Origin of the sequence: Streptomyces sp. SID12488, from assembly GCF_010548275.1 — a bacterium.
Taxonomy (GTDB): domain Bacteria; phylum Actinomycetota; class Actinomycetes; order Streptomycetales; family Streptomycetaceae; genus Streptomyces.
Window position 1 is genome coordinate 191,640 of record NZ_JAAGLT010000013.1, and the last position, 25,501, is coordinate 217,140.

General features: G+C 70.6%; 19 protein-coding genes and 1 pseudogene. 16 read left to right on the forward strand and 4 right to left on the reverse strand.

Translation table 11 applies throughout. The features are described from left to right. Positions 1-20: 20 nt before the first annotated feature. Together G3I56_RS21430 and G3I56_RS21435 are read right to left on the reverse strand one after the other, a co-directional pair. Positions 21-1,382, reverse strand: coding sequence for an aminopeptidase P family protein (locus G3I56_RS21430; RefSeq protein ID WP_203690372.1), 1,362 nt, complete (start codon positions 1,380-1,382; stop codon positions 21-23). 864 nt (positions 1,383-2,246) lie between these two features. Next, a complete protein-coding gene (locus tag G3I56_RS21435) occupies positions 2,247-3,872 on the reverse strand; it encodes a PucR family transcriptional regulator ligand-binding domain-containing protein (protein ID WP_343240017.1) in 1,626 nt (541 codons plus the stop codon). Positions 3,873-4,120: 248 nt separating this feature from the next. Here G3I56_RS21435 and G3I56_RS21440 point away from each other — a divergent pair, with 248 nt between their 5' ends. The 3 genes from G3I56_RS21440 to G3I56_RS21450 are packed head-to-tail and all read left to right on the forward strand — an operon-like array spanning position 4,121 to position 9,707. Further along, positions 4,121-5,389: an aminotransferase class III-fold pyridoxal phosphate-dependent enzyme gene (locus tag G3I56_RS21440; protein WP_164411269.1), complete on the forward strand. Its 1,269-nt coding sequence runs from the start codon at positions 4,121-4,123 to the stop codon at positions 5,387-5,389. Further along, positions 5,386-8,271 carry an FAD-binding and (Fe-S)-binding domain-containing protein gene (locus G3I56_RS21445; RefSeq protein ID WP_164411271.1) on the forward strand — a complete coding sequence of 962 codons (2,886 nt, stop codon included), beginning with the start codon at positions 5,386-5,388 and terminating at the stop codon, positions 8,269-8,271. The genes G3I56_RS21440 and G3I56_RS21445 overlap by 4 nt, the downstream gene beginning before the upstream one ends. Continuing rightward, positions 8,268-9,707 carry an NAD-dependent succinate-semialdehyde dehydrogenase gene (locus G3I56_RS21450; RefSeq protein WP_164411273.1) on the forward strand — a complete coding sequence of 480 codons (1,440 nt, stop codon included), beginning with the start codon at positions 8,268-8,270 and terminating at the stop codon, positions 9,705-9,707. Before G3I56_RS21445 ends, G3I56_RS21450 begins: the two co-directional genes overlap by 4 nt. Before the next feature lie 242 nt (positions 9,708-9,949). Here G3I56_RS21450 and G3I56_RS21455 read toward each other — a convergent pair whose 3' ends face one another. Next, positions 9,950-10,693, reverse strand: a complete 744-nt coding sequence (locus G3I56_RS21455) for an IclR family transcriptional regulator (protein ID WP_164411338.1) — start codon at positions 10,691-10,693, stop codon at positions 9,950-9,952. Positions 10,694-10,922: 229 nt separating this feature from the next. Further along, positions 10,923-11,669, reverse strand: coding sequence for an IclR family transcriptional regulator (locus tag G3I56_RS21460; RefSeq protein ID WP_164411340.1), 747 nt, complete (start codon positions 11,667-11,669; stop codon positions 10,923-10,925). A 282-nt stretch (positions 11,670-11,951) separates the two neighbouring features. On the opposite strand from G3I56_RS21460, the gene solA reads away from it, so the two are divergent. From solA to G3I56_RS21525, 13 genes and pseudogenes are all read left to right on the forward strand, one after another. Continuing rightward, on the forward strand, positions 11,952-13,091 hold the full coding sequence (gene solA / locus G3I56_RS21465) for an N-methyl-L-tryptophan oxidase (RefSeq protein ID WP_164411275.1): 1,140 nt from the start codon (positions 11,952-11,954) through the stop codon (positions 13,089-13,091). 2 nt (positions 13,092-13,093) lie between these two features. After that, entirely contained in the window at positions 13,094-14,155 is a 1,062-nt protein-coding gene (locus tag G3I56_RS21470) for a succinylglutamate desuccinylase/aspartoacylase family protein (protein ID WP_239135012.1), read from the forward strand. Positions 14,156-14,232: 77 nt separating this feature from the next. Further along, on the forward strand, positions 14,233-15,339 hold the full coding sequence (locus tag G3I56_RS21475; protein WP_164411279.1) for an ABC transporter substrate-binding protein: 1,107 nt from the start codon (positions 14,233-14,235) through the stop codon (positions 15,337-15,339). Beyond that, positions 15,332-16,477 (forward strand): ABC transporter ATP-binding protein, encoded by a 1,146-nt coding sequence (locus G3I56_RS21480; protein ID WP_164411281.1) that lies wholly within the window; start codon positions 15,332-15,334, stop codon positions 16,475-16,477. The genes G3I56_RS21475 and G3I56_RS21480 overlap by 8 nt, the downstream gene beginning before the upstream one ends. Position 16,478: 1 nt before the next feature. Further along, on the forward strand, positions 16,479-17,411 hold the full coding sequence (locus G3I56_RS21485; RefSeq protein ID WP_164411283.1) for an ABC transporter permease: 933 nt from the start codon (positions 16,479-16,481) through the stop codon (positions 17,409-17,411). Further along, positions 17,408-18,274, forward strand: a complete 867-nt coding sequence (locus tag G3I56_RS21490; RefSeq protein ID WP_164411285.1) for an ABC transporter permease — start codon at positions 17,408-17,410, stop codon at positions 18,272-18,274. The genes G3I56_RS21485 and G3I56_RS21490 overlap by 4 nt, the downstream gene beginning before the upstream one ends. Beyond that, positions 18,271-19,662, forward strand: coding sequence for an aminotransferase class III-fold pyridoxal phosphate-dependent enzyme (locus G3I56_RS21495; protein ID WP_164411287.1), 1,392 nt, complete (start codon positions 18,271-18,273; stop codon positions 19,660-19,662). The genes G3I56_RS21490 and G3I56_RS21495 overlap by 4 nt, the downstream gene beginning before the upstream one ends. Positions 19,663-19,685: 23 nt before the next feature. Next, on the forward strand, positions 19,686-20,639 hold the full coding sequence (locus G3I56_RS21500) for a M14 family metallopeptidase (RefSeq protein ID WP_164411289.1): 954 nt from the start codon (positions 19,686-19,688) through the stop codon (positions 20,637-20,639). Continuing rightward, positions 20,636-22,096: an aldehyde dehydrogenase family protein gene (locus G3I56_RS21505; RefSeq protein WP_164411291.1), complete on the forward strand. Its 1,461-nt coding sequence runs from the start codon at positions 20,636-20,638 to the stop codon at positions 22,094-22,096. Before G3I56_RS21500 ends, G3I56_RS21505 begins: the two co-directional genes overlap by 4 nt. Beyond that, the gene (locus tag G3I56_RS21510; protein ID WP_164411293.1) at positions 22,093-23,031 is read left to right on the forward strand and encodes an aldo/keto reductase; all 939 of its coding nucleotides are present in this window, start codon (positions 22,093-22,095) and stop codon (positions 23,029-23,031) included. The genes G3I56_RS21505 and G3I56_RS21510 overlap by 4 nt, the downstream gene beginning before the upstream one ends. 53 nt (positions 23,032-23,084) lie before the next feature. Continuing rightward, positions 23,085-23,750 (forward strand): haloacid dehalogenase type II, encoded by a 666-nt coding sequence (locus G3I56_RS21515; protein WP_164411295.1) that lies wholly within the window; start codon positions 23,085-23,087, stop codon positions 23,748-23,750. 49 nt (positions 23,751-23,799) lie between these two features. After that, the gene (locus tag G3I56_RS21520) at positions 23,800-25,083 is read left to right on the forward strand and encodes an FAD-binding oxidoreductase (RefSeq protein ID WP_164411297.1); all 1,284 of its coding nucleotides are present in this window, start codon (positions 23,800-23,802) and stop codon (positions 25,081-25,083) included. 165 nt (positions 25,084-25,248) lie between these two features. Continuing rightward, positions 25,249-25,501: pseudogene (locus G3I56_RS21525) on the forward strand (lyase family protein); the annotation flags it as partial.

Sequence of the window (25,501 nt, forward strand, 5' to 3'; positions counted from 1 at the left end):
CCCACGGGGGCCGGCCGGTGCTACTCGCCGGTCAGCCCCCGCATCCACGCCTCGACCTCGTCGGACGTACGGGGCAGCCCGGCCGACAGGTTCTCGTGACCGTCCGCCGTCACCAGGATGTCGTCCTCGATACGGACCCCGATGCCCCGGTACTCGGCCGGCACGGTCAGGTCGTCCGGCTGGAAGTACAGGCCCGGCTCGACCGTGAGGACCATGCCGGGTTCGAGGGTGCCGTCGACGTACAGCTCGGTACGCGACTTGGCACAGTCGTGCACGTCCAGGCCGAGCATGTGACCGGTGCCGGCCATGGTGAAGCGGCGCTGGAGGGCCAGCTCGTACACGTCCTCCGGGTCGCCCTCCAGGAGGCCCCACTCGACGAGCCTCTCGGCCAGGTACCGCTGGGCGGCGACGTGGAAGTCCCGGTAGGCGGCTCCGGGCTTGACCGTCCGGATGCCGGCTTCCTGCGCCTCGTACACCGCGTCGTAGATCTTGCGCTGGAGCGGGGTGAAGGTGCCGCTGATGGGGAGGGTGCGGGTGACGTCGGCGGTGTAGAGGGAGTTGGTCTCCACGCCCGCGTCGAGCAACAGCAGTTCGCCCGGGCGGACTTCGCCGTCGTTGCGCTGCCAGTGCATGATCGTGGCGTGCTCACCGGCGGCGCAGATCGAGCCGTAGCCGATGTCGTTGCCCTCAAGTCGGGCGCGGCGGAAGAAGGTTCCCTCGATCCAGCGCTCCGACGTGGCGACAGCGGTCGCCAACTCCTTCACGACATCCACGAATCCGCGCACGGTCGAGTCGACCGCCTTGCGCATCTCGCCGATCTCCCAGTCGTCCTTCACCAGGCGCAGGTCGGACAGGACCGACTTCAGCTCGGTGTCACGGTCCTCGTCCGTCGGCACGGCGGCTTCCAGCCCGGCGTCGTAGCCGCGCACGATCCGGGTGGGGACGGCGGGGGCCGCGCGCAGCTCGTCGGCGGCTTCGCGGACGTCACGGCAGGGCAGGCCGAGGAGCTCTTCGGCCTCTGCGAGGGAGTGACGGCGGCCGACCCACAGCTCGCCCTTGGCCGCGCCCTGCCAGAACTCGCCGCTCTCCCGGTCGGAGCGGGGGAGGAGGTAGGCGACGGCGTCATGGCCTTCGCCGTCCGCCCGGGGTTCGAGGACGAGGAGCGCGTCCTCGGTCTGGTCGCCCGTGAGGTGGACGTACTCGGTGGACGGGCGGAACGGGTAGTGCGTGTCGTTGGCGCGGACCTTGAGGTTGCCGGCCGGGACGATCAGGCGCTCGCCGGGGAACCGGGCGGAGAGGGCGGCGCGGCGCTCGGCGGCGTAGGGCGCCTGCTCGATCGGGCGCAGGTCCTGGAGCTCGGTGTCGGCCCACCCCGTCGTCATCAGCTCGGCCAGCTGGGGGGAGACGGACGGGTAGAGACGGTTCTTGCGGTCCTTGGTCTCGGCGGTCTCGACGGGCGCTTCGGCCTTGGTGGTCTCGGCGATCCGGGTGGTCTGAGTGGTCTCCGTGGATTCCCTGGACACCTGTCGGCACCTTCTTAGTCTTGAGGTCAGGTCGGTCGGCGGCGGGCGGGCGGCGACGCCGGCGTCGGTCGTCGGCGGTGAGGGCCGCCGCTGAAAATGAGAGTTGACAAGGCCTCTGACCTGCGCACTATCAGTTCGAGGAACATCGTACTACTGCGATTTTGGGACATTGGAAATGAGAGTGGCGCTGACCTGCGCTTATCGAGAGGCGCAGCGGTGATCTTTGTGTGGGGCCTCCGGCCGGCTCCCCGGTGAGCGCACCCTGCTGCTCGAAGGTCCGAGCGACCTGGTCCACCTCGATGTCCTCACGGACGTCGCCGAGGCGAACGGCTCCACCGGGCTTGACCCGCGCTGGGTCAAGACGCCCATTGGGGGCTCCGGAAAGCTGCCACCTTTGTGACCCTCCTGGGCGCCAACAAGCTGAACGTCGCCGTCCTCGTCGACTCCAGCACCAAGGACGTCGGGGCCGTCCAGCGTCTGCGGGACAACGACCAGCTCACCCATCTTGGAGTTCAACGCCAAGGACCCTCGGTAGTCCGGCAGATCGAGGCGGTGCTCAGGAAGCGGAAGATCGTCACACGTTTCCATCACTACAAGCCGGCCGCCGTTCTCCTCCGGGAGCAGCCCATGCTCGCCTCGGACTCGGACGGGACTCGTAATCCATGTTCGTGGGGCGTCCATATGGGTGGCGATGTTGCGGTGAGCTTGGACTTCAGCTCCGCTTCACTGGGCTCGCAGTACGTCGAGTGCCGTGAGAGCCGCGTGGAGTTCGGTGCGCTGTGCGCCGGACTCCAGGTCGCGGTCGAGGAGACGCTCGATGCTGCGCAGGCGTTGGTACATGGTTTCGCGGGAGAGGGCGCCCCGGCGTGCGGCGGTGGTCTTGTTGCCGGCCGCGTCGAGGTAGTGGCGCAGGGTCGTCAGCAGGTCGGTGCCGTGCTGGGTGTCGTGATCGATGAGTCGCCCGAGTTGTTGTTCGGCGTACTCCTGGATCCGGGTGTCCTCGCGGAGGGCGTACAGCAGGCGGGGCAGGCCGATGTCGCACAGCTCGTGGAAGGACCGGTCCGGGGGGAGGGGCTGGCCGGGCGGGGTGGCCTCGGCGACGCGGGCCGCCTCGCGGAACGAGCGGGCGGTGTCGGAGAGTTCCGTGATCTCCGAGCCGACGCTCACCACTGCTTGCGGGGCCAGGCTCAATGCGGTTCTGCACAGTCGTTCGACGATGGGGCGCCAGAGCTGGGAGGGGCGCAGCGCCAGCAGGATGCCGATGCGGTCGGGGGCCAACTCACCGACGAGGCCCGGAATGCCCGCCGTCCGGAGCTCCTGGAGGAGGCGGGCCTCGGGCTCGGTTCCCCCTCCGCCGGCGCGGAGGTCCACCAGGATCGCGACGAACCGGGTCCGGGCGGTCGGCAGGCCCAGTGCGGCGCAGCGGGCGCGGGCGTCCCCGGCGGAGCGATGGCGCTGGTCGACCAGGTCGCGCAAAGCGTTTCGGTGTGCGGCGCGCTCCCACGGGGTGGAATGAATGAGTCGGGCGACGGTCAGTGCCATCGCGGTCCTCTCCAGCACAGTGATGTCCTCCGGCCCGAAGACGGGGCCGTCGGTGCGGGCCGGGAGCATGACCACACGGCCCCAGCGCTCGCCCTGGTACTCGACGGGTGCGGTGAGCCAGCCCGCCGGGCCGTATGCCGCCGTGGGGTCGTTGGCCCCGGTGGCTCTGGAGCGCTGTTCCCAACCGGTGAGCGCTTCCTCCACCGTGCCGCCGGACGGTTCACAGATCAGTGCCTGGTGCACCAGGTTCTCCAGGACGACCGTGCGGCCGCACATCTCCGCCGCCGCACGCACCACCTCCTCCGGGCCGGCACCGCGCAGGGTCAGTGCGGTGAACATCTCGTGGATGCGCTGGGTGCGGCGCATCGCCTCTGCCTGGCCACCGAGGATGAGGGCGTGCACGACCTGGGTGACCTCCAGGAAGTTGACGTCTTTGGCGAGGGTGACGAGGGGGAGGCCACGGAGGCGGCAGGCGTTGACGAGCGCGTCCGGCGGGCGGTGGTAGCGCCGGACGAGTTCGATGACCAGGGCCGCCGCACCGACGTCGGCGAGTTCGTCGACGTACCGCTGTACTCCCGCCGCGTCGTCGGGTAGGGGCATGCCGGTGGTCAGGACGAGTTCGCCGCCCTTGAGGAAGGACGCGGGGTCGGTCAGCTCGGTGATGTGGACCCACCCGACCGGCCGGTCCAGGTGGGGCACACCGGTGACGACCTGGGGTTGTCCGTCGGCCAGGACGGGAAGGGCCAGGACGTCGGCGACGGTGAGTACGCCGGGGGGCCCGTTGCCGGCCGGGTGGGTGTCGTTCACGGTGTCTCCATGGGATCCCCTGCTCGAGCACGGCTCCGTACGCAGGAGTGTCCGGCCACTGTGACAAGCGTGGCTGACCTGCGCAAGAGCGGTCCGTGAGCGATCGGCACCCGGCATGCCGCCGATGAGGCTGACACAACGTCCGGATGTCGTGGCCCGACCGGACAGATCGCACGTTGGCACACACCTGGTCCGCGGAGACGCTCGGGATACCGCAGCAGATCGCACACCGAGGCCGGGAGACGAACATGACCGCACTGTCGCCGCACCTTCGCCAGGCCACGCCCGTGGTGGCAGCCCGGGGCGAGGGCGTCCACCTCTACGGCGAGGACGGCCGCCGCTACCTCGACTTCACCGCCGGTATCGGCGTCACCAGCACCGGGCACTGCCACCCGAAGGTCGTGGCGGCGGCGCGGGAGCAGGTGGGCACGCTCGTGCACGGCCAGTACACGACCGTCATGCACCAGCCGCTGCGGCAGCTCGTCGAGAAGCTGGGTGAGGTACTGCCGGCCGGTCTGGACAGCCTGTTCTTCTCCAACTCCGGCAGCGAGGCGGTCGAGTCCGCGCTGCGGCTGGCCCGCCAGGCCACCGGCCGCCCCAACGTCATCGTCTGCCACGGCGGCTTCCACGGCCGTACGGTGGCAGCCGCCTCCATGACGACGTCCGGCACCCGCTTCCGGTCCGGCTTCTCCCCGCTGATGAGCGGCGTCGTCGTCACCCCCTTTCCGTCGGCCTACCGCTACGGCTGGGACGAGGAGACCGCCACCCGCTTCGCCCTGAAGGAACTCGACTACATCCTTCAGACGATCTCCTCGCCCGCCGACACGGCTGCGATCATCGTCGAGCCGGTACTCGGCGAGGGCGGCTACGTGCCTGCCACCCGCGCGTTCATGGAAGGCCTGCGGGAGCGTGCGGACCGCCATGGCTTCCTCCTCATCCTCGACGAGGTGCAGACCGGCGTGGGCCGCACCGGCCGCTTCTGGGGACACGACCACTTCGGCGTCACCCCGGACATCCTCGTCACCGCCAAGGGCCTGGCCAGCGGCTTCCCGCTGTCCGGCATCGCCGCCGCCGAGGAACTGATGGCCAAGGCATGGCCGGGCTCGCAGGGCGGCACGTACGGTGCCAACGCGGTGGCCTGCGCGGCGGCCGTCGCCACCCTCGACGTCGTACGCGACGAGAATCTCGTCGAGAACGCCGACGCGATGGGCAAGCGACTGCGGCACGGCCTGGAGGCTGTGGCCGACCGCACGCCGGGCATCGGCGACGTACGCGGCCTGGGTCTGATGCTGGCCACCGAGTTCGTCACCGAGGACGGTGGCCCCGACTCCGAGACCGCCGCCCGTGTGCAGCGCGCCGCCATCGACGAGGGCCTGCTCCTGCTGCTGTGCGGCGCCTGGAACCAGGTCGTGCGGATGATCCCGGCGCTCGTCATCGACGAGACCGCGGTCGACGAGGGCCTCCAGGCGTGGGCGACCGCGGTCGAGGTCGGCACATCGGGGGCGGCACGGCGATGACGGACACCACCACGGCCCTGGAGCCGCTGGTCGCGCGGCTCGCCGAGACCGCTCCCGGCCTGCGGGTGGAGACCGGCCCGGGCTCCACCGGTCCGTACGCCTACGACGCCTCCAACTACCGGGTCCCGCCGAGGGCCGTGGTGTTCCCCCGCAGCGCCGACGACGTGGTCGCGGTGGTGCGGGCCTGCCGGGAGGCAGGCGTCCCCGTCACCGCGCGCGGCGGCGGTACCAGCATGGCCGGCAACGCGGTCGGACCGGGAGTGGTCCTGGACTTCTCCCGGTACATGAACCGGATCCTGGACATCGACCCGGTGGCGGGCACCGCGCGGGTCGAAGCCGGGGTGATCCTCGACGCGCTGCGCGGCGCGACCGCCCCGCACGGGCTCACCTTCGGCCCCGACCCCTCCTCGCACAGCCGCTGCACCCTCGGCGGGATGGTCGGCAACGACGCCTGCGGCAACCGGTCGGTGCGGCACGGAAGGACCAGCAGCCACATCGAGGCGCTGGAGATCGTGACGGCCGACGGACTACGGGCCGTCGCCGACCGCACGGGGCTGCACCCGGTGGACCCCGCCGACGCGGAAAGCGTCGCCGGCCTCGAAACGGACGTACGCCGCCTGATCGGTGACAACCTGGCGCCGATCCGCACCGAGCTGGGCCGCGTCCCCCGCCAGGTCTCCGGCTACCAGCTGCAGCATCTGTTGCCCGAAAACGGCTTCGACATGGCCCGCGCTCTGGTGGGCACGGAAGGCTCCTGTGCGGTCGTCACCGCTGCGACGGTCCGCCTGGTGGCGATCGCACAGGCTTCCACGCTGCTGACGCTCGGCTACGACGACGTCGTGGACGCCGCCGAGGACGTACCGGAGATCCTGCGCTGGAACCCCACCGCCGTGGAGGGCATGGACGAGGCGATCGTCGCCACCATGCGCGCCCGCCGCGGCCCGGACTCCGTGACCGGACTGCCAAAGGGGCGGGCCTGGCTGTACGTCGAACTCGACGGTGACGACCAGGCGGCGGTCGACGCCCGTGCCGCCGAACTGCTCGGCGTGCTCAAGACCCAGGGCCGGATGACCGGCGGCCGGGTCGTCGAGAGCCCTGCCGAACGTCGTTCGCTGTGGCGGGTCCGCGAGGACGGCGCCGGGCTCGCCGCCCGCCTGGTGGACGGCGGGGAGTCGTGGCCGGGCTGGGAGGACGCGGCCGTCGCGCCCGAGGATCTGGCCGCCTACCTGCGGGACTTCCGCAAGCTGCTGGCCTCCCACGGCCTGACCGGGGTGCTGTACGGCCACTTCGGCGCGGGCTGCGTCCATGTGCGCATCGACTTCGACCTCGTCACGGACGTCGGCCGGGCCGCGACCCGCCGTTTCCTCGGCGAGGCGGCCGCGCTCGTGGTCTCACACGGCGGCTCGCTGTCGGGCGAACACGGGGACGGGCGGGCGCGCGGTGAGCTGCTGGAGGTCATGTACAGCCACCGGATGATTCAGGCGTTCGCCGCCTTCAAGGAGATCTTCGACCCCGAGGGGCTGCTCAACCCCGGTGTCATCGTGGCCCCGGCCAGGCTGGACGCCGACCTCGCGCTGCACACGCCCTCCGATGTGCTGCCCGTCGAGAGCCTCTTCTCCTTCCCGCACGACGAGGACGGCTTCGCGGGCGCGGTGGGCCGCTGTGTCGGCGTAGGCCGCTGCCGCAGCGACGCGGGCGGCGTGATGTGCCCCAGCTACCGCGCCACCGGGGAGGAGACCGACTCCACCCGGGGCCGGGCCCGGCTGCTCCAGGAGATGGTGCGGGGCGACCTCGTCCAGTACGGCTGGCGCTCGACGGAGGTGCGCGACGCCCTCGACCTGTGCCTCTCCTGCAAGGCGTGCTCCTCCGACTGCCCGGTCGGCGTCGATATGGCCACGTACAAGGCGGAGTTCCTGCACCAGCACTACAAGGGCAGGATCCGGCCCCGCTCCCACTACTCGCTGGGCTGGCTGCCGCTGACCTCGGCGCTGGCCGGATGGGCCGCCCGCCCGGTCAACGCGCTGCTGCGCGGACCGGTAGGCGAACTGCTCGCCCGGCTCGGCGGCGTGACCACGAAGCGTCGGATCCCGGCCTTCGCCTCCCGGCGCGCCCTGCGCAATGTGCTGCGGGCGGCGAAGACGCGCGAACCGGCGAAGGCCCTGCTCTTCGTCGACAGCTTCACCCGCGCCTTCCGCCCCGAGGTGGCGGGCGCCGCGAGCCGCGTGCTCGCCGACGCCGGCATCCCCTGCACTGCCGAGGACGGCCTGTGCTGCGGCCTGACCTGGGTCAGCACCGGGCAACTGTCCACCGCCCGCCGCATCATGGCCCGTACGGTCGCCCGCCTCGACAACGGCGACGACCGGCCCATCATCGTGGCGGAACCCAGTTGCGCCGCCGCCCTCAAGCGTGACGTGCCCGAACTGATCGGCACCGACGCCGCCCGGCGCGTCGCGGCCCGCGTCCACACCTTCACCGGCGCCCTGACCGACCTGGCCGCGCCGGACTGGACCCCGCTGGAGCTGCCGGACCAGGTCGTCCTGCAGACCCACTGCCACGAGTACGCCACCTTCAAGGGCAGCCAACCCCGCGACCTGCTCGGCCGCCTCGGCGTACGGAAGGTCGACGAGGCCGAGGGCTGCTGCGGACTCGCCGGGAACTTCGGCTTCGAGGCACAGCACTACGACACCTCGATGGCCGTCGCCGACCTGGCTCTGAAACCACGCCTCGACGACATCGACCAGGACACGCCGACGGTCGTCGTGGCCGACGGTTTCAGCTGTGCCACCCAGATCGACCACCTCGCCGGTGACCGGGGCATCCGCGCCCTGCACCTCGCGGAACTGCTCGACCCCACCGCCGATCAACCAGGAGGAACCCCATGACCGACACACCCACGCAGTTGTTCATCGGCGGGGCCTGGGCGGACGCCGCGGACGGCGCCACCATGCCCGTCGACGACCCCGCGACCGGTGAGATCCTCGCCCACGTCGCCGACGCCGGCGCCAAGGACGCCCAGCGCGCAGAGGAGGCGGCCGTCCAGGCACAGGAGCAGTGGGCCCGTACGGCCCCCCGGGTCCGCAGCGAGATCCTGCGCCGGGCGTACGAGATCGTCGTCGAGCGCACCGACGAGCTGGCCCACCTGATGACGGCCGAGATGGGCAAGCCCCTGGCCGAGGCCAGGGGAGAGGCGGCGTACGCAGCCGAGTTCTTCCGCTGGTTCTCCGAGGAGGCCGTGCGTATCGACGGCGGCCACGGCGTCCTGCCCGACGGCCGCAACCGCATGCTGCTCTCCCGCCGCCCGGTCGGCCCCTGTCTGCTGATCACTCCGTGGAACTTCCCTCTCGCCATGGGCACCCGCAAGATCGGCCCGGCCATCGCCGCCGGCTGCACGATGATCCTCAAGCCGGCCCCGCAGACCCCTCTCTCCAGCCTGGCTCTCGCCGCGATCCTCAAGGAGGCCGGGCTGCCGGACGGCGTGCTCAACGTCGTCACCACCTCCCGTGCGGGGGAGGTGTGCGAACCGCTCCTGCGCGGCGGGCGGATTCGCAAGGTCTCCTTCACCGGTTCCACCAACGTCGGACGGCTGCTTCTCGCCCAGAGCGCGGACGCGGTCGTACGGACCTCGATGGAGCTGGGCGGGAACGCGCCGTTCATCGTGTTCGAGGACGCCGACCTGGACAAGGCGGTCGACGGCGCGATGGTCGCCAAGATGCGCAACATGGGCGAGGCCTGCACCGCCGCCAACCGCTTCTTCGTCCACAGCTCTGTGGCGGAGGAGTTCGGGCGGCGCCTGGCCGAGCGCATGGGCGCGCTGGTCGTGGGCCCCGGCACCCGGGACGGCGTCGACGTCGGCCCGCTGATCGACAGGGTCGGACGGGCCAAGGTCGAGGAACTGGTGGCCGACGCCGTGGAGCGCGGCGCCCGGGTGCTCGTCGGCGGCCGTACGCCCGAAGGCCCGGGCTGCTTCTACCCGCCGACCGTGCTCGTGGACGTCGCCTCCGACAGCCGGCTGATGGACACGGAGATCTTCGGCCCGGTCGCGGCGATCCTCACCTTCGACGACGAGGACGAGGTGATCCGCCGGGCCAACGACACCCCCTGGGGCCTCGTCGGCTACGTCTTCACCGAGGGCCTGGACCGCGCCCTGCGGGTCAGCGAACGCCTGGAGGTCGGCATGGTGGGCCTCAACACCGGCCTCGTCTCCAACCCGGCCGCCCCCTTCGGCGGCGTCAAGCAGTCCGGGCTGGGTCGCGAGGGCGGCCGGGTCGGGATCGACGAGTTCCTGGAGTACCAGTACGTCGCGGTGCCCGTGCGATGACGGCGGCGGTCCTGCCCCGACTCCTCCGGATCACGCACCGTGATGGGGCCGCCCCCGGGCCCGGTTCTCCACGCCACCGGGCCCGGGGGCCCAGGGCTCTCATAGGCAACACCCATGCTCCGGGGCGGTATTCACTCACGGCGTCCCGGAGCACGGGCGTTGCCGTCGCACGTGCAGGACGGACGCCTCGTCCGGCGCCGAGCGGCCCCGGGCGAGGCGTCCTGCAGGTCTGGGCCTCGCCGTCAGCCCAGCCGCCGGGCGGTGATCTCCGCCGCGGTGTCGGCGACCAGCCGGCCCAGCTCGGGCAGCCGGTCAGGAGAGAAGCGGGAGTCGGGGAGGGAGACGGCCAAGGCGGCCAGCGGGTTCCCGTCGTGGTCCAGGACGGGCGCGGCGATGGCGCAGACGCCTGGCAGGTACTGGTTGCGGTTGACGGCGTAGCCGTGCGTGCGGACTCGCCGAAGTTCGGCACGTAGTTCGGCGGGCTCCGTGGGCGTGGAGTCGCTGTAGCGCTCCAGCCCGCGGGTGACGATCTCGTCGATGTCGGCCTTCGGCAGATGCGCGAGAACGGCGTGCCCGGTGGCGGTGGCGTGCAGGGGTGAGGTGTCGCCGATGGTGTGGAAGGTCCGCACGGCGTGGTCGGAGTCCACGCGGTCGACGACCACCATGCACTCGGTCGCGTCCGGTACCGACAGGTGGATGGTTTCGTTGACGGTGTCGCGGAGGCGGATCATGGGTTCGCGGGCGGCGGCGAAGAGGCTGGAGCCCTGGAGGGCGGCGGGTCGTACGGCGAGGACGCGGGCGCCGATCTCCCAGCGGGTGGTGTCCTTGCGGTTGGCGCGTAGCCAGCCGGCCTCGGCCAGGGTGACCAGGGTGCGCTGCACCGTCGACTTCGGCAGGCCGAAGAGTTTCGTCAGTTCCCCCAGGGTCACGGGCTGATGCTGGGCGACCGCTTCGAGGATGCGCAGCGACCTGATGACGCTCTTCATTTCCATCCCGGCCCCCGTCGGTCGCGTGGCTTCGTCGTGCTCACCTCTTGACTCCCTTTTCAGAGCCGTGGACTCCATGCCGTTTTGTAGCACGGCGTTCCACAATACGGCATGACGGTGGGCGCGGGGCGGCCGGTGCCCTGGTGAACAGCGAGAGCCGGCCCGCACGCGTCGGAGCGTGCGAGCCGGCCCTCGCCGGTCCGTGGCCCTCCAGGATCACCGACTTCCGTCAGGAACCCAGCAGGCGCCCACTGATCTCCGCTGCCGTGTCGGTGACGAAGCCGCCCCACTCGGGCACCCGGTCCGTGTCGTACCGGGAATCGGGCATGGAGATGGCCACGGCGGCCAGCGGTGTCCCGTTCTCGTCGAGCACGGGTGCGGCGAGGGCGCAGACGCCCGGCCGGTACTGGTTCCGGTTGACCGCGTAGCCGTCGGTGCGGATCCGGTCCAGTTCGGCGCGCAGTTCGTCGGGGTCGGCCGGGGTCGTGTCGCTGAAGCGCTCCAGGCCATGGGCGATGAGTTCCTCCACGTCCCGCTTCGGAAGCCGGGCGAGGATTGCATGCCCTACGGCGGTGGCGTGCAGTGGGGAGGTGTCGCCGATGGCATGAAAGGTCCGCACGGGGTGATCGCAGTCGACGCGGTCGACGACGACCACGCACTGCAGCGCGTCGGGCACCGACAGGTGGATGGTCTCGTTCATCGTGTCGCGGAGGCGGATCATGGGCTCACGGGCGGCGGCGAACAGGCTGGAGCCCTGCAGGGCGGCGGGTCGCACGGCCAGCACCCGGGCGCCGATCTCCCAGCGGGTGGTGTCCTTGCGGTTCGCGCGCAGCCAGCCCGCCTCGGCCAGGGTGACCAGAGTGCGCTGCACCGTCGACTTCGGCAGGCCGAAGAGCTTCGTCAACTCCCCCACGGTGACGGGCTGATGCTGGGCGACCGCTTCCAGGATGCGCAAGGACCTGGTCACGCTCTTCATTTCCATCCGGTTTCCCCCTGTTAATCCTCGGAATTTCTGCTGGACACCCTCTTGACTCCCCATCGAGCCGCTGTCATTCTCGTGCCAGATTCTAGCACAGCGTTCCACAATGTGGCACGGATCAACGAAAAGATCCACCAGGAGCAGACCGGTACCGCGAGACACGGCGGCTGCGAGCCGAGAGCCCGAAGAGCGGGCCGGCCCCCGTCCAAACCGCCTCGAATCGGCCGGCCTCGCGTCGGGCGCCAAGCATGCGCCCCGGCGATACGAAAGGAAAGTCCAGTGTCAGCTGCCAGGAAGCGCGTCGCCGTCGTCGGCGTCGGAACAATGGGCAGCCAGGCCGCCTGGCGGCTGGCGGCTCGCGGCGCCGAGGTCGTCGGCTACGACAGGTTCGCCCCCGGCCATGATCGCAGCGCCGCCGGCGGTGAGACCCGGATCTTCCGCAGTGCGCACTTCGAGGACTCCCGCTACGTTCCGCTGCTCAAGCACGCCGACGCCCTGTGGGAGCAGCTCCAGGAGGAGACCGGCCGTGAACTGCGCCGGCTGACCGGCTGCCTGCTGATGGGGCCGACCGGGCACCAGCAGATGGCCACCGTCCTGCAGTCCATCGCGGAGCACGGCCTCGATCACGAGGTGCTCGATGTCGAGCTTCTGGCGAAACGTTTCTCCCAGTACCGCATCGAGGACGGCGACGCGGCCGTGCTCGACCGGCGCGCCGGTTTCATCCGCCCGGAGCTGACCATCCAGACCGCCGCTCGCCGCGCCGAGCAGTTGGGCGCGGTGATCCACCGCTACAGCACGGTCCGCGAGATCGTCCCCGTCGCGGGCGGCGTCGAGATCCGCACCGACTCCGGCAGTGAGCTCTTCGACACCGCCGTCGTCACCCCCGGCCCCTGGGTCAACGACCTGCTGCCCGACCTGCCGTGGGAGGTGGATGTCCGCCGCCTCGTGAGCGCCTGGTACGTACCCACAACTCCCGAGGCCTGGTTCGGCGAGGAGCGCCCCGCGTTCATCCGTACCGCGCCCACCCACTGTTACGGCCTGCCCTCCCCGGACGGCATCTCCGTCAAGCTCGGTCTGTCCCGCGCCCTGCACCAGCCCGCGGGCGACCCGAACCAGCTGGACCGGACGGTGCGGCCGGAAGAGCTGGAGATCTTCTCCGAGTTGATCGGGCGTCACATGCCGGACCTGTATCCGGACCCGACCCGGCTCTCCGTCTACATGGAGGGCTACACCGAGAGCAGCCGCCCTCTCGTCGGACCGCTGCCCGGCGCCGAGAACGTGATCCTGCTCGCCGGCTTCTCCGGCCACGGCTTCAAGCTCTCGCCCGCCTTCGGCGACATCGCCGCAGATCTGGCGCTGGACGGCACCTCGCCCCAGCCCATCGACTTCCTCTCCACCATCGGCCGTACGGAGGCATGACCATGAACGACGTCCCCCTCTCCGTCGGCTCCCTCGATGCCCAGCCCGGCACCAAGGCCCGCGGCACCGTCCGGGCCGACCTCGGCACCCTCACCGTCGACATCCCGCTGACCCTGGTCAACGGTTCCCGCCCCGGCCCCCGGGTCGTCATCACCGCGGGCGTGCACGGCGGTGAGTTCACGCCCATCGACGCCGCCGTACGGCTGGCGGACCTGCTGGACCCCGGCAAGGTGCACGGGCAGGTCGTCATCTGCCCCGTCGCCAACCCGCCCGCCGTGTACCAGGGCCGGCTCAACATCTCCCCGGTCGACGGCGTGAACCTCAACCGCGTCCTCCCCGGTGACCCGGCCGGCGGCCCCACCGAGCGGCTGGCCGCCTGGCTCTTCACCCACCTGGTCGACGGCGCCGACGTCTACGTCGACCTGCACTGCGGCGGCATCGACCAGGTCCTGAGCGACTTCGTCGGTTACCGCCTCACCGGTGACCCGGACCTCGACAAGGCCACGGCCGAACTGGCGGGCTCCTTCGGTATCGAGGACGTCATCCTCGGGCTGAAGGCCGACGGCGGAAACAGTCACGCGGCCGCTGCCCGCCGGGGCATCTCGGCGGTCCTGGTCGAGGTGGGCTCGCTCGGGCAGCGGGACGAACCCACAGCCCTCCGCCGCGTCGACGGCCTGCTCACGTCACTGCGCCACCTGGGTGTCCTGGACCAGGACGGCTCCGCCCCGGCCCCGGTCCGCGAGTGGGTCTGGTCCGCCGGTGTCACCGCCGAGGCCACCGGCCTGTGGTACCCGGAGTTCTCCTTCGACGCCGACGTCATCGGCGAAGTGGCCGAGGGCGACCTCCTCGGCCGCATCGTCGACCCGGCCGACGGCACGGAGCACACCGTCCATGCCCCCGTCGGCGGACGGATCTTCTACGGCATGCACGGCCTCACCGTCGCACCCGGCGCCGAACTCGCCGCCCTCGCCGTGCCGTGGGACCCCGACACGGCCCCGAGCCCCGACACCCTCCGCACCCCCGGCGCGGGCCACGGGTCCGACGAGGCGGCCCCCCGCCCGTAGGTTCCCCGACCCCCTGCCCGCACGCCCCACACCCCCCTTGCCCCCCTTCCCAGCAGCACCACCCCAGGAGGCACACGATGAGAGATGCCCGGATAGATCGCCGGCTGTTCCTGCGAGGAGTCGGAGGAGTCACGGCGGGTCTCGCCGCCGCGTCCGCGCTGAGTGCCTGTGGCACCGGCACCAGCCGCAGCACGACCGCCGGCAGCGGCAAGAGCTCCAAGACGCTCGTCGTGCGCAACAGCGGTGGCACGTACGGCGACGCCAACCAGAAGGCGGTCTACGACGCCTTCACCAAGGAGACCGGCATCCAGATCAAGGTGGTGAACATCGCGTACGCGCAGCTGCTCGCCCAGATCAAGCAGGGCCGCCCGCAGTTCGACGTGATCGACACCTCCATGGCCGACATCGTGCGCTTCAAGGACGAGGACGCGACCGAGAAGCTCGACTACGACCGGCTGAAGAGCACCAAGAACGCGGGTATCGCCGAGTCCCTGCTGATGTCGAACGGCGTCGGCAAGAACTACTGGGCCAGCGTCATGGCGTACCGCACCGACGCCTTCGACGGGAAGAAGCCGGAGAACTGGGCGGACTTCTGGGACACCAAGGCGTTCCCCGGCAGCCGCGCCCTCCAGGCCCGCGACGCCGACCTGCCCGAGCTCGAGTTCGCCCTCCTCGCCGACGGCGTGTCCCCGGACAAGCTGTACCCCCTCGATGTGGAGCGTGCCTTCAGGTCTCTCGACAACATCAAGGGGTCCGTCCGCAAGTACTGGGACACCGGTGCCCTGCCCGGCGTGCTGCTGGGCCGCGAGGAGGTGGTCGCCACCAGCGTCTGGCACGGCCGTCTCGACGCCCTGATCAAGGGCGGCTCGCCGCTGGCGTACCAGTGGAACGGCGCCCGCCGGCAGAGCAACGGTTTCTGTATCCCCAAGGGGGCCGCGAACCTCGACGGTGCCTACCAGCTCGTCGACTTCGCGCTGCGTCCCGACATCCAGGCCGCCTACGCCGAGGTCTACCCGATGGCCCCGGTGGTGCCCGCCGCCTACAAGAGGCTCTCCCCGGCCACCACCGAGAACCTGGCCAGCTCGCCCGAGCACCTGAAGTCCGGGTTCGACCTGGACGTCGAGTGGTGGATCAAGAACGAGGCCGCCGTGTCCAAGCGCTGGCAGGAGTGGGTCAATGCCTGAGCTGAACCTGAAGTCCCAGCACCCGACGTACCTGGCGGTCTCCCCGCCGCCGGGGGCCGGTACCGGAAAACCCCTCTCCGTCACGGACCTGCGCAAGACGTACAGCGGAGTGACCGCTGTCGACACGGTCTCGATGGAGATCGCGGGCGGCGAGTTCGTCACCTTCCTGGGGTCCTCCGGTTCCGGCAAGACCACCACCCTGATGATGATCGCCGGGTTCTGCGAGCCCGACGCCGGCAGCATCGTCGTCGGCGGCCGTGACGTGACCCGTCTCGCACCGCAGAAACGCGGCCTCGGCTTCGTCTTCCAGCAGTACCTGCTCTTCCCGCACATGACGGTCTGGGAGAACGTCGCCTTCCCGCTCCAACTGCGCGGCGTGCCCAAGGCGGAGCTGCGCCGCCGGGTCGGCGAGACCCTGGAGATCGCCGGACTCTCCGCCCTGGCCCGCCGCCGCCCCCGTGAGCTGTCCGGTGGCCAGCAGCAGCGTGTCGCGCTGTGCCGGGCGCTGATCTACCGGCCGCCGGTCATCCTCATGGACGAGCCGCTCGGCGCGCTCGACAAGAAGCTGCGCGACCAGCTCCAGACCGAGATCAAGCGCATCCAGCAGGAACTCGGCCTGACCGTCATCTACGTGACGCACGACCAGGAGGAGGCGCTGGTCCTGTCCGACCGGATCGCGGTGATGCGGGACGGGCGGATCGACCAGTTCGACACCCCGCGCGAGCTCTTCGAGCGCCCCCGCACCCCGTTCGTCGCCGACTTCCTCGGCGCGGCCAACTTCCTGCCCGGCACCGTCCAGCAGCAGACGTCCGAGCAGACCCTCGTACGGCTGGACACGGGCGGTCTGCTCAAGGCCCGGCCGCAGCCGGGAGCGGAGGGAACCCAGGTACGGGCCGCGGTCCAGCCCGGCCGGCTCAGGTTGTGTACGCCCGGCGACGGGTTCTGTACCGGCACCGTCGAAACGGTCACCTACGTGGGAACCCTCGTCCGTGTCACCGTCCGCCCGGCGGGCACCGCCGGGACCGGCCTCGTACGGCTGGAACTCCCGGCCGGACAGGCTCCGGTCATCGGCGAACAGGTCAGCCTGACCGCTGATCCCGACGACTTCAGCGTGTTCGCGGTGGAAGGAGGCGGGTGACATGGCCGGAACCGTTCTCGCCCCCGCACCTCCCGCCCCGGGCCCCGGGACCCCCGCCGCCTCCCAGGGACGGCTGCGGCGCGTGCTGTCCGAGCGCCGCACCCGCTTCGGGCTGCTCAACGCCGCCCCCGTGGTCGTCTATCTGCTGGTGCTGTTCGTCTACCCGATCTTCAGTACCCTGCTCCTCAGCCTCAAGGGCGCGGACGGCGGCTGGACGCTGCACTGGTACGCGAACGCCCTCCAGGGATCCAACCTGAAGGTCCTCCTCACCACGCTGAGAATCTCCGCCGAGACCTCGCTGCTCAGCCTGGTCATCGGCTTCATGCTGGCCGCCGCCGTATCCCGGCTCAAGCCGCTGTGGGCAGGCCTGGTGATGATCATCGTCATCGTGCCGCACTTCATCAGCGCCCTGGTGCGCACCTACGGCTGGATCATCCTGCTCGGTGAACACGGCGTCATCAACAACGCCCTGACGGACCTGGACGTCCCGGGTGCTCCGTTCCAGATGCTCTACAACGAACTCGGCGTGGTCATCGGCACCACCTCGGTGATGCTGCCCTACACCGTGCTGCTGCTGTACGCGGTCATGAAGGGTATCGACCGCCGACTGCCGGCCGCCGCCGCCAGCATGGGCGCGGGCAGGCTGACGATCTTCCGCCGGGTCTACCTGCCGATGGTCGCTCCCGGCCTGGTCAACGCGGGCATCCTGTCCTTCATTCTCTGCCTCGGCTACTACCTCACTCCCGCCCTCATGGGCGGCCCGAAGCAGACCATGGTGGCCTCCCTCATCAGCGAGCAGGTCATGAAGCAGAGCCAGTGGAACGGCGCCGCCGCCCTCGGCATCATCCTTCTGTTCCTCACCTTCGCGGGTCTGCTCCTACTGCGGCTGATCAAGGTAGTCGGCGAGGCAGCGAAGAACAGGGGTACGTCATGATCGCGTTGCGCTCCACGCTGACGGGGCGGATCGTCCTGGCGGTCCTGTCCACGCTGGTGCTGCTCTTCCTCGCCCTGCCCATCGTCCTCATCGTCGTGACCTCTTTCGGCAGCGACGCATTCGGGTCCTTTCCTCCGGACTCCTGGACGCTCAGCTGGTACGAGCAGCTCTTCGCCGACGGCAGCAAGTGGCCGGCCGCGCTCTCCCTGAGCGCCCTGGTCGCCTCGCTGACCACCGTGTTCTCGCTCGTCCTGGGCATGACCGCGGCGACCGCCCTGGTGCGCAGCAAGCTGCCGCTGCGCTCGGCCGTCTACGGCCTGGTCCTGGCGCCCCTGGTGATCCCCCAGGTCGTCATCGCCCTCGGCCTGTTCCTTCTCTTCGAACCCGCCGCGATGCTCGGCAGTCCGATCGCCCTCGCGCTCGGCCACACCGTGCTGGCCTCGCCGATCGCCGTGATGATCCTCATGGCCACGCTGCAGGGCATCGACGAACGGCTGGAGGACGCGGCGGCCAGCATGGGCGCCGGCCGTCTCACCGTCGCCCGGCGCATCACGCTCCCGCTGGCCATGCCCGGGATGATCGCCGCCGCGATCTTCTCCTTCATCACCAGCTTCGACGAGTTCTTCATCTCCATGTTCCTGTCCTCGGTGGACACCACGACCCTGCCTGTCCAGATGTTCAACGTCCTTCAGTTCGATGTCGACCCGTCGGTGACGGCCGTCAGCGCGCTGCTCATCGCGATCGCCGTCGTGGCGCTGGTCCTTGTCGCCGTGGTCCGCCGGCTCGGCGGCTCCGGCAAGCAGGAGGGTCTGCTGCCGACGGAGCCGGCGATGGGCCTGTCCGCGGGGAGCGAGGCGTCATGACCACCAGCACCCGCACTCCGGCCGGTGAACTGTCCGCCACCGCGGCCCGGCACCTGCTGCTCCACATGACACCCAATGGCTCGCTGGGTCCGGAGGGCGAGGACCTCTTCGTAGTCCGGCGCGGGGAGGGCCCTTACGTCGAGGACGCCGACGGCAGACGCTACATCGACGGCCTGTCCGGCCTGTACTGCTGCCAGCTCGGCTACTCGTACGGCCCCGAGTTCGCCGAGGCGGCGGACAGGCAACTGCGCGAACTGTGCTACAGCCCGCTGTGGACCGGCTCCGCGCACCCGACGGCGATCGAACTCGCCGAGCGACTGTCCCGGATCGCCCCCGTCGACATCGAGCACACCTTCTTCTCCGGCGGCGGCGCCGAAGCTGTGGAGACGGCCTGGAAGATCGCCCGCCGCTACCACGCCCTGAACGGCCAACCCGGCCGCACCAAGGCCATCGCCCGGCGCGGCGCCTACCACGGCCTGACCATCGGGGCCCTGTCCCTCACCGACGACCCCGGCCTGACGGATCCGTACGGCCCGTCGGCGATCGACACCCGGTTCGTCTCGAACACCAGCCGCTTCGGTCTGGCACCGGGTTTCGCGGACGACACCGCCTTCACCGCGCACCTGCTGGCCGAGCTGGAGGCCGAGATCCTGGCCGAGGGCCCGGAAACGGTAGCCATGCTGATCGCCGAGCCGGTACAGAACCGGGGCGGTTGCATCACCCCGCCCCAGGGCTACTGGCAGGGATTGCGGGCCCTGGCCGACCGGTACGGCTTCCTGCTCGTCGCCGACGAGGTGATCACCGCCTTCGGCCGGGTCGGCGAGTGGTTCGGGGGTGACCTCTACGGCGCCCGCCCGGACATGGTCACCGTCGCCAAGGGCATCACCGCCGGATACGCCCCGATGGGCGCCACGCTGGTGAGCACCAGGGTCACCGAGGTCATCAACCAGCCCGGCGCGGTCCTCAACCACGGCTATACCTTCGCCGGGCACCCGCTGAGCGCGGCCATCGCCCTGCGCAACCTGGAGATCATGGAGCGGGACCGGATCCTGGACAATGTCCGCGGTCTCCAGGGCGACCTGGCGCACCGCATGGCGGCCCTCACGGACCTGAGCATCGTCGGCGACGTCCGCGGCACCGGGTTCTTCTACGCCTGCGAACTCGTCGGCGACCTCGACGGCGGCGGCTTCAGCGACCGCGCCCGAGCCGATCTGATCGTCGACCTGATCCCGCGCCGCCTGCGTGAAGCCGGCCTGCTGGCCCGGGTCTACAACCGTTCCGCGCCGCTGGTCCAGATCGCGCCACCGCTGATCAGCGACCGCGCTCTGCTCGACCGTATCGCCGAGATCGTCGCCGGCACCCTCGCCGAGGCGTCCGCCCACATCTGATCCACGTTTTGGGAAGGAACCACATGTACTCCATCGGTCCGCTGACCGTCGCCCCCGGCGAGCGCGCCCAGGGCCTCATCCCGGTCGGCACCAGCACCTACGGCGTGGAGCTCGGCATTCCACTGATCGTCGTCAACGGCGTCCAGGACGGCCCGGTCCTGTGTGTCGACGCGGGCGTCCACGGCGACGAGTACGACGGCCAGGAAGCCGTCCGCCGCGTCCTCGCCGAGATCGACCCGGCCACCCTGCGCGGCACCGTCGTCGGCATCCCCTGCATGAACACCCCAGCCTTCGAGGCGGCCACCCGCGCCAGCGGCATCGACCACCTCAACCTCAACCGCATCTTCCCCGGCGATGCGGAGGGCTCGTACTCCCAGCGGCTGGCCGCCACCTTCGTCGAGCAGGTAGTGCCGGCCGTCGACGCCGTCGTCGACCTGCACACCGGCGGCGCCTACGGCGAGATCGCCCCGCTGGTCATCCTCCAGGGCGGCTACGAGGACCTGGCCACCGACCTCGCGCTGGCGGCCGGCCATGAACTGGTCTGGAAGGGCGGCAAGTGGGGCGGCACGGTCCGCCATCCCGCTCTCGCGGCGGGCAAGCCCGCCATCACCATCGAGGTCGGCGGCGGCACCTACCACGAAGCCAATGTCGAGACGCACATGAACTCGATCCGCAACGTCCTGCGCAGCCTCGGCATGACCGACGGCGAGGCGAAGCTGCGGGACACCTACACCACCGTCTCCGGCACCTTCGCCCGCTCAGCCGCCGGCGGCTTCTTCGTCGCCCGCGCCGAGCCGGGCGAGAACTGCAAGGAAGGCGACCTGATCGCCACCATCACCGACCACTACGGCAACACACTGGAAGAGGTCACCGCCCCGCAGGACGGCATCGTGCTCTGGGTCCGCCGGATCCGCACCGTCCGCCCCGGCGACGAGGTCGTCATCTTCGGCGAAGTGCTGGGAGAGATCCGGCCATGAGCAACGAACTACAGCTGAGTGAGTTGCTGATCGACGGCAAGCAGGTTCCCGCCGCCGACGGCCGCTCCTTCACCGTCCTCGACCCCTCCGACGGGACGGCCATCGCCCAGGTGGCACTGGCCGGCGAGGCGGACGTGAACCAGGCGGTGGCCGCCGCACGCGCAGCCTTCACCTCGCCCGAGTGGGCCGGGATGCGCGCGGCCGACCGGGGCCGCATCCTCTACCGGATCGCGGAGGCCATCCGCTATCAGGGCGAACGGCTGGCCCGCCTGGAGAGCCAGGACGTCGGCAAGCCACTGCGCCAGGCGAAGGCCGATGTCGAGGCCGCCGCCCGGTACTTCGAGTTCTACGCGGGCGTCGCCGACAAGCTCGGCGGCACCACGGTCCCCCTCGGGCCCGGCCTCATCGACTACACCGTCCGTGAGCCGATCGGCGTCTCCGGCCAGATCATCCCCTTCAACTACCCCCTGCAGAACACCGCGCGGGGTTCCGCCCCCGCGCTGGCGGCAGGCTGCACCGTGGTGCTCAAGCCGTCGCCGGAGGCGCCGCTCACCCCGTTGGAGATCGGCAGGATCGCCCTGGAGTGCGGCCTTCCGCCGGGCGTCCTGAACGTCGTCCCCGGTGACGGCGAGACCGGGGCGGCGCTCGCCGGCCACCCGGACATCGACCAGGTCACCTTCACCGGCTCGGTGCCCACCGGTATCAAGGTCGCCCAGGCCGCCGCCGCCAACGTGGTCCCTTCCGTCATGGAGCTGGGCGGCAAGTCCCCGGTCGTCGTCTTCGCCGACGCCGACTTCGACCTGGCCCTCGGCGCCGTCGCGGCCTCCGCGTTCGGCAACGCCGGCCAGACCTGCTCGGCCGGCACCCGGCTGCTGCTCCAGCGCGGCGCCGAGGAGTTCCTCGACAAGCTCGCCGCCCACGCCGCCGCACTGCGCGTCGGCCCGGGTCTCGCCGACCCGGACATCGGTCCGCTGGTCGCCGCCCGGCAGCGCGACCGGGTCCTGGGCTATCTGGACCTGGCCCGCGAGGAGGGCGCCGTGGCCCGGGCCGGTGGCCGTGCGCCGTCCGACCCGGCGCTGGCCGACGGCTACTACGTCGAGCCGACCGTGCTCACCGGCCTGACCAACGACGCCCGGTGCGCCCGCGAGGAGATCTTCGGCCCTGTCGTCACCGTCATCGAGTTCGACGACGCCGACGATGCCCTGGACATCGCCAACGACAGCCCGTACGGCCTCGCGTCCTACGTCTGGACCCGCGACATCGACAAGGCGATGCGGCTCGCCGAGGGCATCCGGGCCGGCCAGGTCTACGTCAACGCCACCGGCGTCGGCACCGGCGTGGAACTCCCCTTCGGCGGCTACAAGCACAGCGGCTGGGGCCGGGAGAAAGGCCTCGAAGGCCTGTCGAGCTACCTGCAGACCAAGAACGTCTGCATCGGGTTCGGGAACCGGTCATGAGATACCGCCCGCTCGGAGAGCGCGGTCCCACCGTCTCGGTGGTCGGGGTGGGCGGCAACAACTTCGGCGCCCGCCTCGACGAGGACGGCACGAAGGCCGTCGTCCACGCCGCCATCGACGCAGGCATCACCCTGTTCGACACCGCCGACATGTACGGCGGGTCCGGAGAACGGGGCGGCTCGCGCGGCGATGGTGAACGGCTGCTGGGCACGGCCCTCAAGGGCAGACGTGACGAGGTCGTGCTGGCCACCAAGTTCGGCATGGAGATGGGCAGGGACGCGGACCTGTACGGTCCGCGCGGGGCACGTGCCTACCTCCGGTACGCGGTGGAGGCGTCACTGCGCCGACTCGGCACCGACCGGATCGACCTGTACCAGTACCACGAGCCGGACGGCGTGACTCCGCTGGAGGAGACCGTCACCGCCCTGCGGGAACTGGTGGACGAGGGCAAGATCCGGTACCTCGGCTGCTCCAACCTGCCGGCCGGCGATCTCACGGACGACTTCGTGTCGGTCCAGGCCCGCTACCACCTGCTCGACCGCGCTGTGGAGAAGGACCTCGTCCCCGCCTGCATCAGCCACGGCGTCGGCCTGCTGCCGTACTACCCGCTGGCCAACGGCCTGCTCAGCGGAAAGTACCGGCGCGGTGAGCAGCCCCCGCCCGGCAGCCGACTGTCCTGGCGGCAGGGCTGGCTCACCGACGTGGCCCTCGACAAGGCCGAGGCGCTCACCACGTACGGCGCCGAACGAGGACTCACCCTCCTCCAGGTCGCCGTGGGCGCACTGGCCGCGCTCCCCGCCGTCGGCTCCGTCATCTCCGGAGCCATGACCCCCGACCAGGTCACCGCCAACGCGGCGGCGGCCGACTGGATCCCCGACCCGGCCGACCTGGCCGCACTCGACGCGATCGTCACCCCCGGCGAACGCGTCGTCTGACGCCCCACCCCACCCCTGGAAATCCGGAAACCCGCGAGACTGAGGCGAACACCATGCGAGAGATCGTCACCTTCGACGCCTACGCCACCCTGATCAACTTCGAGCTGGGCCCCACGACCCTGAAGGTCCTGGAGGACCGGCTGGACCTGGACAACCTGGAAGTCGACGAGTTCCTCGACGACTTCCGCGTCATGCGGTTCCAGGCCGTGCTGGAGGCCTACCGCCCGTACCACGAGATCCTGCACTCCAGCCTGCGCAACGCCATGCGTCTGCACGGCCTGGAGTACCGCGACTCCGACGGTGACGCGCTGGTCGAGGCCGTCCCCACCTTCGGCCCTTTCCCGGAGGTCCCGGACGCGCTGCGCCAGCTGAAGACCAGGTACGAGATCGCCATCATCTCCAACAGCGACGACAACCTGATCGCGCGCAACGTGGAGAACATCGGCGTCGAGTTCGACTACGTCATCACCGCCCAGCAGGCCGGCGCCTACAAGCCGGACCGCCAGACCTTCGAGCACGCCTTCAAGACCATGGGCGTCGAGCCGTCGCAGGTCATCCACACCGCCCAGGGCTGGGAGTACGACCACATCCCGACCCGCGACCTCGGCCTGAAGCGCCGGGTGTGGATCAACCGCTACGGCCGCCCCGGCAGCGCCGACTACCAGCCGTACGACGAGCTGCCCGACCTGTCGGGCCTGCCGAAGCTCCTCGGCTGCTGACCACGGCGTACCGGCGCAACAGGACTGAAAGACACAGAGGACGCACGCCATGAAGCAGATCCCCTACTGGCTGGACACAGCCCCCGCCTTCCCCGACCGCTCCGGAAAGGCCCTGCCCGACGAGGCGGACGTGGTGGTGATCGGCGGCGGTCTCACCGGCCTGTCCACCGCCTACCACGCCGCCCGCAAAGGCGCTCGGGTCGTCCTGGTCGAGAAGGACAAGGTGGGCTCGGGCGCCTCCGGCCGCAACGGCAGCATGTGCACCCAGGGCATCACCATCAGCCCCGCCGACGCGCGCAAGCGCTACGGGCAGGAGCGGGCCCGGGAGCTGTACGACGCCTTCCGCGAGGCGGTCGACGTCGTCGAGGAGCTCACTCGTACCGAGAACATCGACTGTGACTTCAACCGCTCCGGACGCCTCGGCGCGGTCTGCAAGCCCGGGCACTTCGACGGTCTGCGGGCCAAGCAGCGCGACCTGGCCGACAACTTCGGCCACGAGACGATCGTCCTGAGCAAGAGCGAACTCCGTGCCGAACTCGGCACGGACTACTACCACGGCGCCCTGCTCGATCCGCTCAGCGCGGGCCTGCACGTGGGCAAGTTCGTCGGCGGCCTGGCAGACGCCGCCGAGCGGGCCGGCGCCGAGATCCATGAGCGCAACGCCGCCACCGGCCTCACCCGTCTGCCTGGCGGCGGCTTCGTGGTGGAGACCCAGCACGGCACCATCCGTGCCAAGCAGGTCATGGCGGCGACGGACGCCTACACCGACAAGTCGATGCCATGGTTCCGCAAGCGGCTGATCAACGTCGGCAGCTTCATCATCGTCACCGAGCCGCTGGGCGAGGCGCGTGCCAAGGAACTCATCCCCAACGGCCGCCTGCTGGTCGCCCACAAGAACGTCGGCCACTACGTCCGCCTCACCCCCGACAACCGCCTCGCCTTCGGGGGCCGGGCCCGCTTCGCCCCCTCCAATCCGGCCTCCGACGTCAAGAGCGGCGACATCCTCAAGCGGGAGATGACGGAGATCTTCCCGCAGCTGGCCGGGACGCGGATCGACTACGTCTGGGGCGGCATGGTCGGCTTCTCCTGGGACCGCGTCCCGCACGCGGGTGACGTCAACGGCCTGTACTACTCCATGGGTTACTGCGGCCACGGCGTCCAGATGGCCACCTACATGGGCCGCGCCGTCGCCGAGATGATGGACGGCAAGCCGGAGGCGAACCCTCTGCGTGGCTTCGGATTCCCGAAGGTGCCCGTCCCCTTCTACAACGGCACTCCCTGGTTCCTGCCGTTCGGCGGTGCCTACTACAAGGCGAAGGACCGGCTGTTCTGAGCCGATGCCGATGCCGATGCCGATGCCGATGCCGACGGCGTCGAAGCCACAGGGACTTCCCAGGCAGCGGAACTGGGACGTCCCTGCGGCTTTGCGGTCTCACGGCCTGTTGCCGCACCCCAGTCACGTCCACGCCCAACCGCATCGGGAAAGGCCCGCCCCACCATGACCGCAGCAGCCCAGCGCAGCGCCGCCGCAGTCCACCGCAGCGAACACGACCTCCTCGGCGACCGGGACGTCCCTGCCGAGGCGTACTGGGGTGTCCACACCCTGCGCGCCACGGAGAACTTCCCCATCACCGGCATGACCATCTCCGCCTACCCGCACCTCATCGACGCCCTCGCCGCCGTCAAGGAGGCCGCCGCCCTCGCCAACGAGGAACTCGGGCTGCTGGAGCCGAAGAAGGCCGCCGCGATCG